The sequence below is a fragment of the Bacillus sp. 05T21 genome (genome assembly GCF_056396785.1).
In genome coordinates this window covers 23,642-41,317 of record NZ_JBFTMD010000013.1, presented here as the reverse complement: position 1 = coordinate 41,317, position 17,676 = coordinate 23,642, and the positions used below count along the sequence as shown (strand labels likewise).

General features: G+C 36.8%; 20 protein-coding genes, 2 pseudogenes and 1 riboswitch. Of the genes and pseudogenes, 9 read left to right on the top strand and 13 right to left on the bottom strand.

The genetic code is table 11. The features are described 5' to 3' along the window. Positions 1–22: 22 nt before the first annotated feature. The gene (locus AC1DKZ_RS20480) at positions 23–1,240 is read left to right on the top strand and encodes an ATP-binding protein (RefSeq protein ID WP_476996959.1); all 1,218 of its coding nucleotides are present in this window, start codon (positions 23–25) and stop codon (positions 1,238–1,240) included. Positions 1,241–1,388: 148 nt separating this feature from the next. Here AC1DKZ_RS20480 and AC1DKZ_RS20475 read toward each other — a convergent pair whose 3' ends face one another. The 3 genes and pseudogenes from AC1DKZ_RS20475 to AC1DKZ_RS20465 all read right to left on the bottom strand — a co-directional run bounded on the left by AC1DKZ_RS20475 (position 1,389) and on the right by AC1DKZ_RS20465 (position 3,090). Further along, a complete protein-coding gene (locus tag AC1DKZ_RS20475; RefSeq protein WP_476996958.1) occupies positions 1,389–2,486 on the bottom strand; it encodes a collagen-like protein in 1,098 nt (365 codons plus the stop codon). Between the two features lie 137 nt (positions 2,487–2,623). Beyond that, positions 2,624–2,845, bottom strand: a pseudogene (locus AC1DKZ_RS20470) (Nif3-like dinuclear metal center hexameric protein); the annotation flags it as partial. 62 nt (positions 2,846–2,907) lie between these two features. Beyond that, a complete protein-coding gene (locus AC1DKZ_RS20465) occupies positions 2,908–3,090 on the bottom strand; it encodes a hypothetical protein (protein WP_002138748.1) in 183 nt (60 codons plus the stop codon). 211 nt (positions 3,091–3,301) lie between these two features. Here AC1DKZ_RS20465 and AC1DKZ_RS20460 point away from each other — a divergent pair, with 211 nt between their 5' ends. Then, positions 3,302–3,625, top strand: a complete 324-nt coding sequence (locus tag AC1DKZ_RS20460; RefSeq protein ID WP_002089124.1) for an iron-sulfur cluster biosynthesis family protein — start codon at positions 3,302–3,304, stop codon at positions 3,623–3,625. A gap of 113 nt (positions 3,626–3,738) precedes the next feature. Continuing rightward, positions 3,739–4,644, top strand: coding sequence for a DMT family transporter (locus AC1DKZ_RS20455; RefSeq protein WP_002138747.1), 906 nt, complete (start codon positions 3,739–3,741; stop codon positions 4,642–4,644). A 28-nt stretch (positions 4,645–4,672) separates the two neighbouring features. Here AC1DKZ_RS20455 and AC1DKZ_RS20450 read toward each other — a convergent pair whose 3' ends face one another. Further along, entirely contained in the window at positions 4,673–4,894 is a 222-nt protein-coding gene (locus AC1DKZ_RS20450) for a hypothetical protein (protein ID WP_367963003.1), read from the bottom strand. 289 nt (positions 4,895–5,183) lie between these two features. Between AC1DKZ_RS20450 and AC1DKZ_RS20445 the strand changes: the two genes are divergently transcribed. Then, positions 5,184–5,567 carry an ATP synthase subunit I gene (locus AC1DKZ_RS20445; protein ID WP_002089121.1) on the top strand — a complete coding sequence of 128 codons (384 nt, stop codon included), beginning with the start codon at positions 5,184–5,186 and terminating at the stop codon, positions 5,565–5,567. A gap of 465 nt (positions 5,568–6,032) precedes the next feature. On the opposite strand, the gene AC1DKZ_RS20440 is transcribed toward AC1DKZ_RS20445, so the two are convergent. Both AC1DKZ_RS20440 and pckA read right to left on the bottom strand, forming a co-directional pair. Beyond that, a complete protein-coding gene (locus tag AC1DKZ_RS20440) occupies positions 6,033–6,230 on the bottom strand; it encodes a hypothetical protein (RefSeq protein ID WP_476996957.1) in 198 nt (65 codons plus the stop codon). 301 nt (positions 6,231–6,531) lie between these two features. Then, the gene (gene pckA / locus AC1DKZ_RS20435) at positions 6,532–8,118 is read right to left on the bottom strand and encodes a phosphoenolpyruvate carboxykinase (ATP) (protein WP_002089118.1); all 1,587 of its coding nucleotides are present in this window, start codon (positions 8,116–8,118) and stop codon (positions 6,532–6,534) included. A 228-nt stretch (positions 8,119–8,346) separates the two neighbouring features. Next, positions 8,347–8,468, top strand: a riboswitch (SAM riboswitch). Positions 8,469–8,637: 169 nt separating this feature from the next. Here pckA and metK point away from each other — a divergent pair. Beyond that, positions 8,638–9,837, top strand: coding sequence for a methionine adenosyltransferase (metK, locus tag AC1DKZ_RS20430; RefSeq protein ID WP_002112417.1), 1,200 nt, complete (start codon positions 8,638–8,640; stop codon positions 9,835–9,837). Between the two features lie 190 nt (positions 9,838–10,027). On the opposite strand, the gene AC1DKZ_RS20425 is transcribed toward metK, so the two are convergent. Next, the gene (locus AC1DKZ_RS20425) at positions 10,028–10,210 is read right to left on the bottom strand and encodes a hypothetical protein (RefSeq protein ID WP_002067721.1); all 183 of its coding nucleotides are present in this window, start codon (positions 10,208–10,210) and stop codon (positions 10,028–10,030) included. Positions 10,211–10,216: 6 nt separating this feature from the next. After that, positions 10,217–10,396, bottom strand: coding sequence for a hypothetical protein (locus AC1DKZ_RS20420; RefSeq protein ID WP_002067722.1), 180 nt, complete (start codon positions 10,394–10,396; stop codon positions 10,217–10,219). 235 nt (positions 10,397–10,631) lie between these two features. Between AC1DKZ_RS20420 and AC1DKZ_RS20415 the strand changes: the two genes are divergently transcribed. Together AC1DKZ_RS20415 and AC1DKZ_RS20410 are read left to right on the top strand one after the other, a co-directional pair. Continuing rightward, positions 10,632–11,141, top strand: coding sequence for a MogA/MoaB family molybdenum cofactor biosynthesis protein (locus AC1DKZ_RS20415; RefSeq protein WP_002138739.1), 510 nt, complete (start codon positions 10,632–10,634; stop codon positions 11,139–11,141). Beyond that, the gene (locus tag AC1DKZ_RS20410) at positions 11,138–11,740 is read left to right on the top strand and encodes a molybdenum cofactor guanylyltransferase (RefSeq protein WP_476996956.1); all 603 of its coding nucleotides are present in this window, start codon (positions 11,138–11,140) and stop codon (positions 11,738–11,740) included. The genes AC1DKZ_RS20415 and AC1DKZ_RS20410 overlap by 4 nt, the downstream gene beginning before the upstream one ends. Positions 11,741–11,958: 218 nt before the next feature. Here the strand turns inward: AC1DKZ_RS20410 and AC1DKZ_RS20405 are convergent, their stop codons facing one another. From AC1DKZ_RS20405 to AC1DKZ_RS20385, 5 genes and pseudogenes are all read right to left on the bottom strand, one after another. After that, positions 11,959–13,071, bottom strand: a complete 1,113-nt coding sequence (locus AC1DKZ_RS20405) for an RNA-guided endonuclease TnpB family protein (RefSeq protein ID WP_476996955.1) — start codon at positions 13,069–13,071, stop codon at positions 11,959–11,961. An 11-nt stretch (positions 13,072–13,082) separates the two neighbouring features. Continuing rightward, positions 13,083–13,266 (bottom strand): annotated as a pseudogene (locus tag AC1DKZ_RS20400) (IS200/IS605 family transposase); the annotation flags it as partial. A 3-nt stretch (positions 13,267–13,269) separates the two neighbouring features. Continuing rightward, positions 13,270–14,412: a glycosyltransferase family 4 protein gene (locus AC1DKZ_RS20395; protein WP_476996954.1), complete on the bottom strand. Its 1,143-nt coding sequence runs from the start codon at positions 14,410–14,412 to the stop codon at positions 13,270–13,272. Between the two features lie 12 nt (positions 14,413–14,424). Further along, positions 14,425–14,955, bottom strand: a complete 531-nt coding sequence (locus AC1DKZ_RS20390) for a phosphatase PAP2 family protein (RefSeq protein WP_002167520.1) — start codon at positions 14,953–14,955, stop codon at positions 14,425–14,427. Between the two features lie 145 nt (positions 14,956–15,100). Beyond that, the gene (locus tag AC1DKZ_RS20385; protein ID WP_476996953.1) at positions 15,101–15,613 is read right to left on the bottom strand and encodes a gamma carbonic anhydrase; all 513 of its coding nucleotides are present in this window, start codon (positions 15,611–15,613) and stop codon (positions 15,101–15,103) included. A gap of 74 nt (positions 15,614–15,687) precedes the next feature. Between AC1DKZ_RS20385 and AC1DKZ_RS20380 the strand changes: the two genes are divergently transcribed. Both AC1DKZ_RS20380 and AC1DKZ_RS20375 read left to right on the top strand, forming a co-directional pair. Next, positions 15,688–16,491 carry an alpha/beta hydrolase gene (locus AC1DKZ_RS20380; RefSeq protein ID WP_002089108.1) on the top strand — a complete coding sequence of 268 codons (804 nt, stop codon included), beginning with the start codon at positions 15,688–15,690 and terminating at the stop codon, positions 16,489–16,491. A gap of 40 nt (positions 16,492–16,531) precedes the next feature. Then, entirely contained in the window at positions 16,532–17,596 is a 1,065-nt protein-coding gene (locus AC1DKZ_RS20375; protein WP_002089107.1) for a tetraprenyl-beta-curcumene synthase family protein, read from the top strand. The last annotated feature ends 80 nt before the right edge of the window (positions 17,597–17,676 follow it).

Below are 17,676 nucleotides of genomic sequence, written 5' to 3'. Positions count from 1 at the left end.
GTGTTGTTAAAGGAGCTACTATATGGACAAAGACTATATATTTGAAAAGGAAGAAATAAAGGCGTTGAAAATATTTTTAAGTTTATTCTTTGTTATATTTTTTGTGTATGATTTTGCTGAAAAGGCTACTGTCTTTTTCTCGGAGGGAGATCTAAAGCCAGCAGATGTTTTTGGAGAAGGATTAGGTTTATGGTTATATATTTTGATGGTCTTATTATTCTTTACTGGAATTTATTTTATGAAACAGAAAAAGCCATATATTGTGAAGTACATTATTTTAATTGGCTATAATATATTGGATTTTATTCATAACTTCATTATTTATTACGGAAGTGATGCTGAATTTGATGGCGGTAATATAGTAGAAGGATTTTTTATTTTATTTGCACCAATCTTTGTGAATAAAAGATATTTTTTGTTAGTAGCAGGGATACTTGTTGGAAAGTACGCTCTTATGGGAATCGTTATTCAATCCGCTATCGTTCTAATTCCAATGGCATTATGCAGCGTATTTGCTATTATATGTTGGATTATACTTTTAAGATTTCAGTCTTACGTTCGCAAACTTGAAATGATGGATAAAGAAATACAAAAGGTAGAAAAATTAGCGATGGTTGGAAAAATGGCAACAGTAATTGGCGATAAGATTAGAAGGCCGTTAGTGAAATTGAAAAAACTTGTGAATAAGCAAGCGAAAAAACATCCAGAAGATAAGGTTTATAGCGACATTATGAAACAGGAAGTAGATCGTATTAATATAATTGCTAACGAACTAAGTGGATTTGAGAACTCTAAATCGATAGAATCAGAAACTCATAACATAAAAGAAATCATCTCTTATGTTATCCGAGTTATGGAAAAGCCAGCATTAGAACAAGGGGTGAAAATACATGCTATTTATAGTAAAGATATACCTCCAATTACATGCGATGAAAAACGATTGAAACAAGTATTTTTTAATTTAATAAAAAATGCGATTGAAGCAATGTCAGTTGGCGGAACTATTAATGTGAAAGTTATTGTGGAAGATGTAATCATTGTTCAAGTTATAGATGAGGGATGCGGCATTCCAAAAGATAAAATTCCGAAGCTAAATGAAGCTTTTTACACAACGAAAGAAACTGGAACAGGCTTAGGATTAGTAGTTACGGAAAAAATTATTAAAGATCACCACGGTAAATTGAACTTTGAAAGCGAAGTTGGAGTTGGAACGACTGTTGAGATTATGTTGCCGATTTAATGATAGTGTAAGAGATAAATAGAAAACATTACTTAATCAAAAGTGATGTTTTTTTAATTTATCTTGCGTTAAGATCCAATTGGTTCAACCAATAATCAGTAGGGAAGGGATCCCCCTACTGATTAAAGCTTTTTCTATAGAGTACAGTTTAAATAGAGGTAATTAGAAAAATAGAGTATATAGCACTGTCAGTAATCCCAGGGCTAATATAAAGGCATAATGCGTCTCCTCTTGAAACTGGATTTCCAGTTGTTGTACTAGTCCAAATAACAGTGGCAGGTCCTGGTAAAGGGGTAGGGTCATACACTTGAACTAGCTGTGATCCAACGTCTGAAGGAGTAATAGTAAATGTGATTGTTCCAGTGATTTTAGCCGTAGTGGTAAAAGTAATAGTAGATATAACGTGATTAGAGGTAGGGGCGGAAAGGTTTGTTGGGACATTAGTGCAGATTTGAATTGTATAAACTTCTATAGGCAAATTATTTACATTTATAGATGCAGAAAAACCAGCTATATTTCCAAATCCAGCAATTACATAAGGAATAATATTGGAATCAACTGCTGGAGCACCTGCTATACGTTGAAACTCAGCGTTAGTTCCTTGGAAAAGGATGCTTTTTGCTGAACTGCTACCGGTGTGCCCAGTGATTCCGGTAGGTCCAGTAATACCAGTGGGTCCAATGCTGCCAGTAGGACCAGTAGCTCCGGTAGACCCAGTAGAACCGGTGGAACCAGTAGGCCCGGTGTTTCCGGTAGAACCAATAGGTCCAATAGGTCCGATAGAACCAGTAGAACCAGTAGAACCAGTAGACCCGGTAGCCCCAGTAGGACCAGTAGGTCCGGTAGCCCCAGTAGGTCCGGTAGAACCAGTAGCCCCAGTAGACCCGGTAGAGCCAGTAGCCCCGGTAGGTCCGGTAGCCCCAGTAGGTCCGGTAGAGCCAGTAGAACCAGTAGGACCACCTTCTACCAATACGATATAATCTTGAGACACATTCGGAAATCCTTGAGGTGCATCTTTTTTTACAACATAGCCGCTACTCGTGTAAGTGACAACTTGTCCCGTTTTATAGTTAGGAGCGGCTGCTAGACTAAAAGCGGTAGTACTTTGCAAACCGGACCCGGTAGGCCCGGCATTGCCAGTAGGTCCAGTAGCACCAGTGGGTCCAGTAGCGCCAGTAGGTCCAGTACTGCCGATAGAACCGCTGTTGCGTCTACCGTCACAACTAAAGCAATTGCGTTGGTACATATATTATCTCCTTTCTATATTTTTGAAAATATAGTTTTAAAAGTAGAACTACTATATATATATTGTAGATTCTATATTTTTGTGTGGTCGATCGTATTGTGTATATAGATTTTAAAATAGGGGAGGTGTTATTAGTTTTATAACCACCAGGTCTCCTGCGGAATCAAAGTAACATCTACATCAAAATTCTCTTTAAACCAATCATACATCAATGTCTCTTTCACTAAATATTCAGAGGCAGAGTGTGACACACCGATGAGTGACATATTTGTTTCTTTCGCATAATCCATAATGAGTGAGTATTTATGCCTACCATAATCATTGTCGATATGGCAATGGATTTCTCCTGTAATAAATGATTAAGTTATTGTTCTATTTCTTTTAAGGCTGGCATGTTTGGTAATCCTCCTTAAGATAGTTCTTACTTTGTTAGTTGTTTTTGTTTTTTTATGGAAAAATAAGAAGCGGATAGGAAACAAATAAAACCTAGAATCCAGCCAATAGAAGGAGAATAGGGAAGTATATGTTGTAATACCATTCCGCTGGAAATAAAAAAGCTACCTAATAGACATAAGAAAATGAGATATCGCTGTAGTTTGAACATCAGTGATACACCCTCCTTTATCACGCATTAACTGCCCGTAAAAGCCTGATTGGCGAGGGCTAATAATCAGAGGGGGATGGATACCTCCCTGATTAAAGTTTCACTTTATCACATATATTTTATAGTAGTCTTAATTTTCTGCATATAAGATTCAAGAAAAATGGTGGTACAATATATAAATGATACGAGAAGAGAGGATGTAGGTTAACACATGTACGTTACTGTAACAGAAGCAGCATATAAAAAGATTATGGATACGATTCCAAGTGAAACGAAATATATAAAGTTATTTTATGATAATGAAGGTTGCGGTTGTGTTATGAGCGGGATTATTGATTTAGTAGCCGTTTCAGAGAAAGATGAGCGCGATGTAGATATCGAATCAAGCGTACTAAACTTTATTGCAGATCGCACAAAGCTTGTATTTATGGATGATAAATTAACAGTTGATTGGCATGAAGTTGGAGGGACTTTCCAGCTGAAGAGCCCAAGCCAGTTTTATAATCCGAATATGAAGTTACATGTTCGAGTATAATGAAGAGAGAAGGAGTATATAATATGCTCCTTTTTCTTATGGATTTTTTCACATAATGAAATGTACATATAGTTGAATTTTCTGTATAATTCTCTTTGCGGAGGGGGTTGCGCATGAAAAGATGGGGAATTGAGTTATTAATTTTAAGTGTCGTTATTATTTGGGGGATTAACTATACGATTGCGAAATATGGACTTTTAGAATTTACAGCAATTGAGTTTACTGCAGTTCGAATGATGACAGCAGCACCACTACTGTTATTACTTACGTTCTTTATCGAAAAGTCACTTTATATGGAGCGAAAAGATATACCAAGATTAATCATCGTTAGCGTTGTAGGTATTGTACTGTATCAAACGTTATTTATGGAAACTGTAAAATACACATCCGCTACAAATGCTTCTTTACTCATATCTATTTCACCTATTTTTACAACTTTATTTGCGATTTTCTTGAAACAAGAAAAATTCTCTTCTCGAAAGTTAGTTGGTTCCATGATTGCCTTTATTGGTGCTACATTAGTTTTAGTAGCGGGGCATTCACTCGCTAGTTCTTTCTATGGAAATGGGATTGGACTTATTACATCAATATGTTGGGGACTTTATCCCGTTTTAGCAGGGCCGCTTATTAAAAAATACTCAGCATTACGTGTTACTGCATGGTCGACATTAGTTGGAGCGATTCCGCTTTTATTGTTAAGTGGTCCACATGTATTTGTCATGCCATTTCACATTACACACGGAATGACACTATTTGCTTTACTATATTCTATTTTCTTTGTAACAGTATTCGGTTTAGTCATGTGGTATGTTGGTGTTCAAAAAATTGGTGCGTCACATACGATGGTATATATGTATATTACGCCGCTTGTAGCTGTTTTATTTGCAGCTGTATGGGCAAATGAATATGTATCGTTTCAACAAATAATCGGTGGAATCATCATTTTCTTCGGTTTATGGTTTGTGAAATCAGAGAAAGTAGAAGCTAATTCTATCGTGCAAGAACCTATATCAAAATAGGAAAACAGATCATTTATGATCTGCTTTCCTATTTTTTTATTTTTGGTAAAAATACGAGGAATAAAATGGAAGTAATAAGTGGGATTAAATTAAGAAAAGGAATACGGAAGAGTGTAATAAGAATAATACCTGGAAGAAGAACACCGAGGACAGCATAGAAAATACTATGTTTTTTCATGTACCAATATAATGAAAGTCCAATAAGTGCAGGAACAATGAGATGAATGAGAGCCATTAAAAAATAAATCATTAGACGCCCCCTTTATTAATGTGCTTATTACATCATATCCGTATGTTCATAGATTGATATCAATTTTTTCATAATTGGACGAAAATGTTTTGAAAAACGTCACATTTATGAGGGATTCTATATTAGAAATCTTGTATAATATTATTTCCTAAAAGCATTTAAAAAACATAAACATACTGTTTATGTTTTTTAAATTTGAGTGAAATGAATTTTTAGTAGTATGGACTCGAAAGAAATGAGTTATATAGCTTTGGTTGGATAGATAAAAACTATTGAAGGGGAGTACAATATGATTAGTATGTCATTAAGGTCGTTTAAAATTCAATCGTATTATCTACTAGGTATTCTGTTATTAGGCTGGATGTTAACACCGTTTTCAGCACATTTTCTAGGTGCTGGAATTGGACTTATTGTAAGCATGTATTGTGTTTGGATTTTAGGAAGGCGTATCGAAAAGCTTGGAGATAGTATAGTAAAGAAGACGAAAGCGCCGACGCTTGGTATGTTTAATCGCTTTGCAGCTGCAATTTTGGGTGCTATTATTATGTACGAAATTGAGCATCATATGGTAATGTGGGCATTTGCAGTAGGTATTCTGGGTGGTTATTTCTTAATCGTTATTAATTTAGGTTATTATAGTATGAAGGATGAAGAAGAATTAACAAAGGGTTAAAAGAGCTAAAAGAGCTAAAAGAGCCTCTTTTTAGATGGAATAGAGGATCCAGCGGTGGATAGAAGCGGTTAGGGCCTTTTTTTGTTTCCATGCGGTGTGAAACCAGAAGGATGTAGTGAGTGGGGGAATAGTTTATATGTTCGAAGCCGTGGTTTGTATGTTTGAAAATCCGAGTATATCAATTGAAAATTAGGTTTGGAACTTTTTTAGATGGAATAGAGGATCTGGCGGTGGATAGAAGCGGTCAGATCCTTTTTTAGTCCCATACGGTGTGAAACCAGAAGGATGTAGTGAGTGGGAAAATAGTTTATATGTTCGAAGCCGTGATTTGTATAAATGAAAATCTGGTTACTTAAATTGAAAATTGGCTTACTCTGGAATAAGGGATCCGGCGGTGGATAGTACAACAGGAAGCGTAACTTTGTATAAAATATAGGTTTCCGCTTCCAATAAGTTAATATGAAATCACTTAGTAGTATGACTCTTAGGTTCTTTAAAAAAGTTGGATACAATACAACAAGCTATTCCGATAATTAGAATAATGTATTTTATCGTTTTACTTGTATGCTCAAATAAATTAACGTTAAGCATCACAAGTCCCCAAAACATTTGAATCGCTCCATAACTGAATAAAATTTTTCCTGTACGAGAAAAATTTTTCATGGGCCTCACCCTTTCCTTTATATGTAAATTATATCATATCATAGGAAACTACAAATGAATGATTATAAAAAGAATTTTCTGTAAATTTATGGGTATTGGTATGCAATAGATGAAGAGATTAAAGTTTCACTTTATATAAGATATAGAAAGAAGCTTACGTTTTTAACGTAAGCTTCTTTTTTATGTAAGTGTGTGTAACCGTTAAGCCGCATTGGGTTTTGTCGGTGAGTACGCGGAACTTTACGGTTACACGACACTTATTCATATGAGTAAAAGGGTTATTCCAACAGAAAATTTGTAATTAAGCGATTGGACCGCCTAAGTTAATAATAGCTTCAGAAACGCTATCGAATTTTTTGAAGTTTTCTTTAAATTCGTTTGCAAGCTCAATTGCTTTCGCTTTGTAAGCATCTTTATCAGCCCAAGTTTGTTCAGGCATTAATACTTCATCAGGTACACCTGGAACATGACGAGGTACTTCAAGGCCAAAGATGTCGTGTTTTGCAGTTTCGGCTTTAGCAAGTTCACCGCTTAGTGCTGCTTGAATCATTGCACGAGTGTAACCTAAGTTCATACGTTTACCAACGCCGTATTCGCCACCAGTCCAGCCAGTGTTTACTAAGAATACTTTCGCATCATGTTTCTCGATTTTTTCACCAAGCATTTCAGCATAACGAGATGCATCAAGCGGTAAGAACGGTGAACCGAAGCAAGTAGAGAATGTAGCTTGCGGAGATGTAACACCGCGCTCTGTTCCTGCTAGCTTACTAGTGTAACCGCTTAAGAAATGGTACATAGCTTGCTCTTTTGATAACTTGCTGATTGGAGGCAATACGCCAGATGCATCAGCAGTTAAGAAAATAATTGTATTTGGATGTCCTGCAACACTTGGCAGTACGATATTGTCAATCGCATGCATAGGGTATGCAGCACGTGTATTTTCTGTTAAAGTAGTATCGTTATAGTCAGCGATGCGTGTTTGACCATCAATGACAACGTTTTCTAAAACTGAACCAAATTTGATTGCATCGAAGATTTGTGGTTCTTTCTCATGAGAAAGGTTTACACATTTTGCATAGCAACCGCCTTCAATATTGAATACGCCGTTATCAGACCAACCGTGCTCATCGTCACCGATTAATTTACGGTTTGGATCAGCAGATAATGTTGTTTTGCCTGTTCCAGATAAACCGAAGAATAGTGCTACGTCGCCTTCTTCGCCTACGTTTGAAGAGCAGTGCATAGAAAGAATGTCTTGTTCAGGTAGTAAGAAGTTCATAATAGAGAAGATTGATTTTTTCATTTCTCCAGCATATTCTGTACCACCGATTAGTACGATACGTTTTTCGAATGAAACCATAATGAATGCTTCAGAATTTGTACCGTCAATTGCTGGATCTGCTTTGAAGTTTGGTGCAGAAACAATTGTGAACTCTGATTCGTGAGTTGCTAATTCTTCTTCATTTGGACGAATAAACAATTGATGTACGAACAAATTATGCCATGCATATTCGTTAACAACTTGAATTGGTAGGCGATAGTTGCGATCAGCGCCAGCAAATCCTTTGAAGATGAATAACTCTTCTTTTTCTTTTAAGTATTCTAAAACTTTTATATATAATTTATTAAAATGTTCTTCAGAGATCGGTTGGTTCACGGCTCCCCAAGCAATTTTGTCAGCAACCGATGCTTCCTTCACAATAAATTTATCTTTAGGAGAACGTCCTGTGTATTTTCCTGTTGAAGCAGAAACGGCACCAGTAGAAGTTAATTTCCCTTCGTTTCGCATTAATACTTTTTCCACTAATTGCGGAACACTTAATTGAATCTGTGCATTGCTTCCGTTCAATAATTCATGTAAACCAATTTGGACATTCACAGTACTCATATTTATATACCATCCTTTTCATTTAATGAAATATTTCTCGTAATCCCCATCAATAGTATAACACAATTATATAAATAATGTATACTATTTATTTATTTTTGTTTGTGTGAATGTATCATTTCCCTATTAATATTTCATTCTATGGGTATTGAGAAAAACTTTCAGGAAAATGTGAATATTAATTGACAAATGAATATCATTTCTTTAGTATAGGTTGGGACGGATACTCTCTTATCCCGAGCTGGCGGAGGGACAGGCCCGATGAAGCCCAGCAACCTCACTTGTAGTGGTAAATACAGGTGAATAGGTGCTAAAACCTGTGCGAGGCTAACGGTCTCGAACGATAAGAGCAAAGGGCAAAAAGCAGTATGCAAGTAGCAAATTAAACCTTTCCTCTATGTTAAGTAGGAAAGGTTTTTCTGTATGCTTGTGTGGGAGAATAAATGTATGTCGCAGTTTGTGGCAAATTAAGGATGAGTTCCGTACAATATATACAATTACTGTAGGGAGGTTTACCACATGACAAAAAAACGTCATCTGTTCACATCTGAGTCTGTAACTGAAGGACATCCAGATAAAATTTGTGACCAAATTTCTGATTCAATTTTAGATGCGATCTTAGCAAAGGACGCAAATGCACGTGTAGCTTGTGAAACAACTGTAACAACTGGTTTAGTATTGGTAGCGGGGGAAATTACGACTTCTACTTACGTAGATATTCCAAAAATCGTTCGTGAAACAATTCAAGGCATTGGTTACACACGCGCAAAATACGGATTCGATGCAGAAACTTGTGCAGTTTTAACATCTATCGATGAGCAATCTGCTGACATCGCTATGGGTGTTGACCAAGCACTAGAAGCACGCGAAGGTCTAATGACTGACGCTGAGATTGAGGCAATTGGTGCGGGAGACCAAGGTTTAATGTTTGGCTTCGCATGTAATGAAACACAAGAATTAATGCCACTTCCAATCTCGCTTGCTCACAAATTAGCTCGCCGTTTAACTGAAGTACGTAAAGATGACACATTATCATACTTACGTCCGGATGGAAAAACGCAAGTTACAGTTGAGTATGATGAAAATGGTAAACCTGTACGTGTAGATACAATCGTAATTTCTACACAGCATCATCCAGATGTTACGTGGGAAGAAATCGATCGCGATTTAAAAGAGCATGTAATTAAAGCTGTAGTTCCAGCAGAATTAATGGATGGAGAAACGAAATTCTTCATTAACCCAACTGGCCGCTTCGTAATTGGTGGACCACAAGGTGATGCTGGTTTAACAGGACGTAAAATTATCGTTGATACTTACGGTGGATACGCTCGCCATGGCGGTGGTGCATTCTCTGGTAAAGATGCAACAAAAGTTGACCGCTCTGCAGCATATGCAGCTCGTTATGTTGCGAAAAATATCGTAGCAGCTGGTCTTGCTGACAAAGCAGAAGTACAACTTGCATACGCAATCGGCGTAGCGCAACCAGTATCAATTTCAGTTGATACATTTGGCACTGGTAAAGTATCTGAAGACGTACTAGTAGAACTAGTTCGTAACAACTTCGATCTTCGCCCAGCTGGTATTATTAAAATGCTAGACTTACGTCGCCCAATTTACAAACAAACAGCAGCTTACGGCCACTTCGGACGTACTGATGTAGATCTTACATGGGAACGTACAGACAAAGCAGCTACTTTAAAAGAGCAAGCTGGTCTATAATATATGAAAAAAAAGCTTTGCGCGTGTCGCAAAGCTTTTTTTATTTGGTTTTATCCCGCATTAACGGGCAGTAAGCCTCCCACCTCAAAATTCGGCTGTAAAGCAAAAAAGTTAGGTAGGAGGCTAACTGCCCGTAAAAGCCCGATTGGTTCAACTAATAATCAGTGGGGAAGAACAAAATCCCCACTGATTAAAGTTTCACTTTATTTACTACTTGAATGCAAGAACTACAATAAACTTCCCCGTCTAGCTCAATATACTTCTTCATATTTGTCATACCACTTGCCGGAAATGGCATATGAATCCACGCTTTTTCATACGTTTGTATTTCCTTTTCACATGATTTACAAAGGATTGGTTTCTTACGGAACATAGACGGTCACCCTTTCAGTTGGCGTGCTTTTCCTGCGCAAAAAGCACTGCTCAGTAAAAATAGCGTTGCGAATATAATACTCACTAATGTAGCGTATGGAATTGCTCCTTTTAGAGAAAAACCGACAGTGATGGAAGCAACAAATAAGAGGATGAATGTTGTTGTTAATTTTTTGTATAGTTCCATAGTGAGTGAACCTCCAAATTATTTTGTAATTTAAAATGAAATCTACTATGTAGAAAATATAAGGGGATTTAAAGAGTTAATGGTGTGTAGTCCAGGCGTATAAGAAGGTATATTTTCCTTTTTGTGGTCGTATATACTTATATTGTATCACGGTGCATCATTGGCTTCATACATAATTGTGTAAAGATATGTATGATAAAATGAAGAAAAGTCTTTAGGAAAGGAAAGATGAAAAATGAGTGTAACTGAACATAAAAAACAAGCTCCAAAAGAAGTGCGCTGCAAGATTGTAACGATTTCCGATACACGTACGGAAGAGACGGATAAGAGTGGTCAATTGTTACATGCATTATTAATAGAAGCAGGACATAAAGTGACCTCTTATGAAATTGTGAAAGATGATAAAGAGAGTATTCAGCAGGCTGTTTTAGCTGGTTATCATAGGGAAGATGTTGATGTCGTGTTAACGAATGGCGGAACTGGTATTACGAAACGTGATGTAACGATTGAGGCAGTTTCAGTGTTATTAGATAAAGAAATTGTTGGATTTGGTGAGTTGTTCCGTATGATTAGTTATTTAGAAGATATCGGAAGCGCTGCGATGTTAAGTCGAGCAATTGGCGGTACTATTGGAAGGAAAGTTGTCTTTTCAATGCCAGGGTCTAGCGGAGCAGTTCGTCTTGCGATGAATAAGTTAATTTTACCGGAATTAGGTCATATTACATTTGAGCTACATCGCCAATGAGTAAGTGGGCTGGAATTGTATTGGCAGGAGGTATGTCGAGTAGATTTGGTGAGCCGAAAGCATTAGCAATTTGGAAGGGGAATACTTTCGTTGAGCATATTGTGAAAGTGATGACAAGTAATTTGCAAGAAGTTGTAGTCATTAGTCATTCTGATATAAAAGAGCGAGTAGAGAAACTCGTACAAGTTCCTGTTATAGAAGATATTCCGCATTATAAAGGAAATGGACCACTTGCTGGAATTGTATCAGGAATGGAATATGTAGAAGCAGATTGGTACGCTATTATGCCTTGCGATGCGCCAAATGTTTCGCATGAATGGTTTACCATTTTACTAGAGCAAACGAGCAATGAATATGATGCGGTTGTCCCTATTATTAATGGAAGAAAACAACCGTTACTTGCAGCGTATCATAACCGTGTGAAAGAAGAAATTTATGCTTTGCTTCAAGAAGAAAAAAGAAGTATGGGCCAACTTTTATCACAATGTAATGTGAAGTATATTGCTGGTGAAGAGGTACAGGCGAATGCAGATTGGTTTATAAATGTGAATACGAAAGAAGAATATGTACAAGCTCAAAAAAACCTTTCAAATGAATGAAAGGTTTTTTGATATACAGAAATTGGGGAACAATTACTGTATAAAGGTATGTGAGTAAGTTAATTTTAAGGGGATTTCGTGAACTACCCGCCACTTAACGTCCTAAAGGAGTGTTTGAAGTGAGGGCTTCTCGGTTAATCATTACTTCTGATAGCTAACGAATTCGTCCTAAGACAGCCGAGCTAACTCCCTTGTTCCAAAGGTTATTTTATTACAATTTATGCTGACGCTAAAAGACGTATTGCTTCATTTTTGATATTGATGGCTGAGTTATAATCTCTATCGAGATCTACACCGCATATACAAGAATAGATTCGTTCAGACAATGTCAGACTTTTCACATTTCCACAGCTACTACATGTTTTTGTTGATGGAAACCATTTGTCTATTTTCACAAGTTGTTTTCCTTGTTCGTTTAGTTTATAAGTTAAGAAAGAAGTGAACATACCCCACCCATTATCAGCGACACTTTTTCCAAAATGAAGTGCTTGCGATATTCCTTTCATGTTTAGATCTTCAATAGCTACAACATCAAAATTGGCAGCTAACTTTTTAGACTCATGATGAAGAAAATTCTTACGTTGGTTAGCTACTTTCTCATGTAACGTAGCTACACGAATACGTTGTTTATTCCAACGTTCAGAACCTTTATTGCGTCTTGATAATACTCGTTGCGCCTTTGTTAATCGGTCTAACATGTTACGATAGAACTTAGGATAATTGGCTTTCTCATCCTCAGAACTGACGTATAATCCATCCATTGCAAAGTCTAATCCAACAACTGTTTCTACTTCTTTTTGTACAATCTCTTTTTCGTATTCAGTCAAGATTGACACATAGTATTTACCAGTAGGTGTCATAGAAATCGTACAAGACTTGATCATATAATCTTGTGGTATCTCTCTATGTTTTTTGATGCGTACCATTTTCAGTTTTGGCAATTTGATATGACCATTAAGCAACAGAATATTACCGTTTACTACATTCGTTGTATAAGACTTTCTGTCCTTTTTACTTTTGAATGTTGGGAAGTTATTTTGACCACTAAAGAAATTCTTATATGCAGTTTGCAAGTGTAGTTGAGTATTTGCCAAAGCTAATGAATCAACTTCTTTTAACCACTCAAATTCTGCTTTATATTTCGCAGGGGTTGGAGGCTTTTGTTTCTTTAGTTGTTCCTTATCATCTTTGTATTTTTCGTACGCTTCTTTTCGCTCAGCTAACATTCTATTGTACACGAAACGTACACAACCGAAGGTTTTACGTATAAGATTTGCTTGTTCTTCTGTTGGATACAACCGGAATTTATATGCTTTATTCTGCTTTGTCATATCATTTCACCTCACTTTTTACCTTGATTTTCAATATGTTTCTTTACTACGTCTATTGGCGAACTACCAGTAGTTAGTAAGCAAAAACTTCTTGACCAAAACATTTCTTTCTAAAGTTTTTTTCACTTGTGGAAAGTCCTTCTTGATTAGTTGAGAACTTGCACTTTTATAAGCATTAATAAATTTTGTCATTTCTTTTTAAGCGAGTAATTCTGATGCGGTGTGCTGAAGGACTGTTTCATATTGGTCAAGTAAGCCACGAAAGATTCCATCCCAGCTTTTTGATTGGGCATAAGACGAAGCCGCTATGCCCATTTGCATAAGCTGCTCTTCATTTTGCAATAAAGAATGGATGGATGATAGAAATGAATCCGCATGTTTGGGTGGGCAAAGAACTCCCGTTTTTCCATCTGTAATAATATTTTTAACTCCTCCACTATTTGCACCAATGACAGGTGTACCGCATGCAAATGATTCAAGTACGACATTTCCGAACGTTTCAGTAGCTGATGGAAATACCGTCATATGAGAACAAGCGTAGACTTCAGCTAGATCCGCCCCTTGTAAATATCCAGTAAAAGTGACATTTGTTTTCGGAACAGCTTCACGCAAATTTGTTGCTAGAGGCCCGTCTCCAGCGATGAGCCAATGAATATCGTCACGTTCTTTGTTTGTCGTTTGAATAAGTGTTTGAAGAGTATCGATATCTTTTTCAGGAGCAAGGCGCCCGACGTAGGAAAGAATATATTTCGCTGTAATATTATATTTTTTTCGGAATAGGTCTTTATTGTAAGTTGGATGAAAGAGAGTACAATCTACACCACGTCCCCAAATATAGAGCTGTTGAAATCCTTTTTTCTTTAATTGATGTAATGTTTCAGGAGAAGGAACAAAGTTTTTTTGCATATGACTATGAAACCAGCTTAAATAGTTCCATAGCATATTGGAGAGAAATTCGATTTTGTAATAGCGTAAATAGGCGTCAAAATCAGTATGATAAGAACCGACAACTGGGATATTTAACTTTTTGGCATAATATAACCCACAAAGTCCCATATTGAAAGGCGTAGCGATGTGAATGATATCAGGTTTAAAGGCAAGAAGTTCCCGCTTAATGCGCGGAGTAGGAAAGGCAAAGCGACATTCTGGATATAATATTGTTAACGGGATACTTCTCATTTTGTTCACATTCGCTACGAAATTATCTTCTGCCGTATGCTGAGGGGCGAAAACAGAATAGGCGATATTTTCTTTTTGAAAATATTTAGTTAAACGTTCCAAAGTTTTCGCCACACCGTTGACTTGTGGTGTAAATGTATCGGTAAATATGGCGACTCTCATCATATCGCTCCTTTACATGAGTGGAATGAGTTGATAAAAAGAGATGATGCCAGAGCAAGTGCCAAGGCACATGCCTACAAATACATCTGACGGATAATGAAGCCCTAAATAAATACGGGAAATACCGACGCATAATGCTAACGGTAATAGAAAAGCAAGCAAGTTTGGATTATAGCAAATAAATGGAATGAGGACAGAGAAAACAGCGGTTGTATGTCCGGATGGAAAAGAATGATCTTTTAAAGGCTGTACTGGATATTTCGCATCTTGAATTGTTAAATAAGGACGTTTTCGTGGATACCATCTTTTTAATATTTGCACAGGAATATGGCTAATTGTCAAAGAAATAGCAGTTGCAATTGCAGCTTGATGCAAATTCCCTGTTGCGAAAATTAAAAAGAATAGGGTAAGTGCAATGGAAAAACTTGCACCACCGATATGGGTAATATTGCTGAAAAAGATGTTTAATGTTTTTTGATCAAAGTAGCGATTAATTCCTTTGAAGATGTAACATTCTATTTTATATAGTCCACTGACCTTCATGAGATTTTTCCTCCCTCATTTACATATATATGGAGTTATTAACTTCTATTTTAATAAGATTTTATTGAGGGGATAATAAGGTTTTGTAAAGAAAAAGTTAGATTTTTTCATAAAAAAAGCTGCCAGTCTTATGGCAGCGATAAAATCACTTTTGTAACGATTTATAATATTGTCCTTTTTCAACGTATTGTGTGCGGATACGTTCCATATCTTTACGGTCTTCTTCTGTTAATTCGCGAATGACCTTCGCAGGGCGACCGAAAGCTAACGTATTAGGAGGGATTTTCTTTCCTTGTGAAACGAGACTACCAGCACCGATGAAAGCTCCTTCACCAATTTCAGCGCCATCTAATATGATAGATCCCATTCCGATTAAAGCATCTTTTTTAATTTTGCAGCTATGTAAAATAATTTGATGCCCAACGGTAACGTCATCTTCTAAAATAAGAGGATACTGGGGGCTTTGGTGAAGTGTACATTGATCTTGTACATTTACTCTATTTCCAATTATCGTTGGTGATACATCACCGCGGATGACTGTATTAAACCAAATGCTAGATTCTTCGCCAATTGTCACATCGCCTGTAATGGTAACATAGTCAGCGATAAAAGCACTACTCGCAATTTTCGGATTTTTTTCTTTGTAAGGATATATCATGTAAAGCCTTCCTTTCCTAGAGACTAGTTTTAGTGTATCAAATTATGAAAAAGAGTGAAATGGGGGAGTTTCGTATGTGGAACTATGAAGCGGAGGAAGCGAAAGCCGTCATTATTATCGTACATGGTGCCATGGAATATCACGGGCGTTATGAAGCAGTTGCAGAAATGTGGAATCATATCGGTTATCACGTCGTTATGGGCGATCTTCCAGCACACGGAACCACTTCAAGAAATAGAGGACATATCGACTCATTTGATGAATACATAAAGGAAATAAAGTTATGGGTGAAAGAAGCAAGGAAATATAGATTGCCTATTTTTTTATTTGGTCATAGTATGGGAGGACTTGTCGTTATTCGTATGATGCAAGAAACGAAAAGAGAGGACATAGATGGGATTGTACTAAGCTCACCTTGTTTAGGAGTATTAGCTGCACCCTCCGCTTCGCTTCGTGCTGCTTCAAAAATATTAAATGTCGTTGCTCCAAAATTGCAATTTGCAACAAATCTCACTGTAGAAATGTCAACTCGTAATCATGAAGTGAGGGATGCGATGGAGAATGATTCATTGTTCTTGCGTAAAGTATCAGTACGTTGGTATAGTGAATTGATTAAGTCTATCGAGATTGCTCATGAGAAAATAGATGATTTTCCAGATGTTCCGCTCTTGCTAATGCAGGCGTGTGAGGATAAACTTGTAGATAAAACACGTGTCCGTACATGGTTTGATAATGTTAAAATTAGTGATAAGGCATATAAGGAGTGGCCTAATTGTTATCATGAGTTATTAAATGAGTATGAGCGTGATGAAATTTTGAATTATATTCAGTCATTTACTGAAATACGTGTCAATAATATAGTAGAAACAAACAAATAAATTATTATTTGTACATTTAATAGAGGAGATGAAGGAAGAAGTGAACGTACCGAGTAATCCCATAACGCTCATGGCCAAAGTATACCGTGATGTGTTTCCGGTTGTACACCATGAGCTAGCGATGTGGAAAGAGCGTGCCTACCATATTCCGAATGACGAGCTTCATAGTCAAGCGATCGCAAGTATTGAAAATAAAACGTTTCATTGTGAAGGCGGTGGTATTTTAGCGCTACTAGCAAATGAACATCGTGAGGAATGTATTCGTTTTATCGTAGCTTATCAAACGATTAGCGACTATTTAGATAATTTATGTGATCGTAGTACATCACTTGACCCGAAAGACTTTGCGGCTCTTCATGAGTCGATGGTAATGGCATTAAGCCCTGAAGTTGAAGGGGGCGGTAACTATTATCGTTATCGTGATGATCAAGATGATGGTGGTTATTTAGATGAGCTTGTTGAAACATGTCAGGATGTTTTAAAGAAAACGAAGCATTATGATAAAATTGCTCCAATTCTTCATGAACTTGCTTGTTATTATTGTGATTTGCAAATTCATAAACACGTGAAGTTAGAAGAAAGAGAACCACGCTTAAAAACATGGTTTGAAGCGCATAAAGAAAATTTACCACCGATGAGTTGGTTTGAGTTTTCAGCATGTGCAGGTTCTACGCTTGGAATTTTCTGTCTTGTAGCATATGCATTTCATGATGAGTTACATGAAGAAGATATTGTAAAAATTAGACAAGGGTATTTTCCATACGTACAAGGACTTCATATTTTACTTGATTATTTCATCGATCAAGAAGAAGACCGTATCGGCGGAGATTTGAATTTCTGTAGTTATTATGAAAACGAGCAAGCTATATTAGATCGTATGAAACATTTTGTAGAAGAAGCAGAGAAGAGCATTGGTGATTTGCCTCATGCGAAGTTTCATCGTCTCATAAGCCGAGGATTACTTGGTATTTATTTATCAGACCAAAAAGTATCAGCACAAAAGAATATGCACAAAATGGCACGGCGCATTGTAAAATACGGAGGGCTCACTTCACGATTCTTCTACTGGAACGGGAAGATGTACCGAAAGAAAATGGCGCAGTGATGAAGAGACCATCTCAAAAGGTATTTTGGGATGGTCTTTTCCTACTGTCGTATTTTGTAGTTAAGTCGATATAATTTCAT

Bases quoted from the DNA above. Each gene is read 5' to 3' on its own strand.
- AC1DKZ_RS20480 (WP_476996959.1), top strand. From the start codon at position 23: ATGGACAAAGACTATATATTTGAAAAGGAAGAAATAAAGGCGTTGAAA.
- AC1DKZ_RS20475 (WP_476996958.1), bottom strand. From the start codon at position 2,486: ATGTACCAACGCAATTGCTTTAGTTGTGACGGTAGACGCAACAGCGGT.
- AC1DKZ_RS20465 (WP_002138748.1), bottom strand. From the start codon at position 3,090: ATGTTCAAACTACAGCGATATCTCATTTTCTTATGTCTATTAGGTAGC.
- AC1DKZ_RS20460 (WP_002089124.1), top strand. From the start codon at position 3,302: ATGTACGTTACTGTAACAGAAGCAGCATATAAAAAGATTATGGATACG.
- AC1DKZ_RS20455 (WP_002138747.1), top strand. From the start codon at position 3,739: ATGAAAAGATGGGGAATTGAGTTATTAATTTTAAGTGTCGTTATTATT.
- AC1DKZ_RS20450 (WP_367963003.1), bottom strand. From the start codon at position 4,894: ATGATTTATTTTTTAATGGCTCTCATTCATCTCATTGTTCCTGCACTT.
- AC1DKZ_RS20445 (WP_002089121.1), top strand. From the start codon at position 5,184: ATGATTAGTATGTCATTAAGGTCGTTTAAAATTCAATCGTATTATCTA.
- AC1DKZ_RS20440 (WP_476996957.1), bottom strand. From the start codon at position 6,230: ATGAAAAATTTTTCTCGTACAGGAAAAATTTTATTCAGTTATGGAGCG.
- pckA (WP_002089118.1), bottom strand. From the start codon at position 8,118: ATGAGTACTGTGAATGTCCAAATTGGTTTACATGAATTATTGAACGGA.
- metK (WP_002112417.1), top strand. From the start codon at position 8,638: ATGACAAAAAAACGTCATCTGTTCACATCTGAGTCTGTAACTGAAGGA.
- AC1DKZ_RS20425 (WP_002067721.1), bottom strand. From the start codon at position 10,210: ATGTTCCGTAAGAAACCAATCCTTTGTAAATCATGTGAAAAGGAAATA.
- AC1DKZ_RS20420 (WP_002067722.1), bottom strand. From the start codon at position 10,396: ATGGAACTATACAAAAAATTAACAACAACATTCATCCTCTTATTTGTT.
- AC1DKZ_RS20415 (WP_002138739.1), top strand. From the start codon at position 10,632: ATGAGTGTAACTGAACATAAAAAACAAGCTCCAAAAGAAGTGCGCTGC.
- AC1DKZ_RS20410 (WP_476996956.1), top strand. From the start codon at position 11,138: ATGAGTAAGTGGGCTGGAATTGTATTGGCAGGAGGTATGTCGAGTAGA.
- AC1DKZ_RS20405 (WP_476996955.1), bottom strand. From the start codon at position 13,071: ATGACAAAGCAGAATAAAGCATATAAATTCCGGTTGTATCCAACAGAA.
- AC1DKZ_RS20395 (WP_476996954.1), bottom strand. From the start codon at position 14,412: ATGAGAGTCGCCATATTTACCGATACATTTACACCACAAGTCAACGGT.
- AC1DKZ_RS20390 (WP_002167520.1), bottom strand. From the start codon at position 14,955: ATGAAGGTCAGTGGACTATATAAAATAGAATGTTACATCTTCAAAGGA.
- AC1DKZ_RS20385 (WP_476996953.1), bottom strand. From the start codon at position 15,613: ATGATATATCCTTACAAAGAAAAAAATCCGAAAATTGCGAGTAGTGCT.
- AC1DKZ_RS20380 (WP_002089108.1), top strand. From the start codon at position 15,688: ATGTGGAACTATGAAGCGGAGGAAGCGAAAGCCGTCATTATTATCGTA.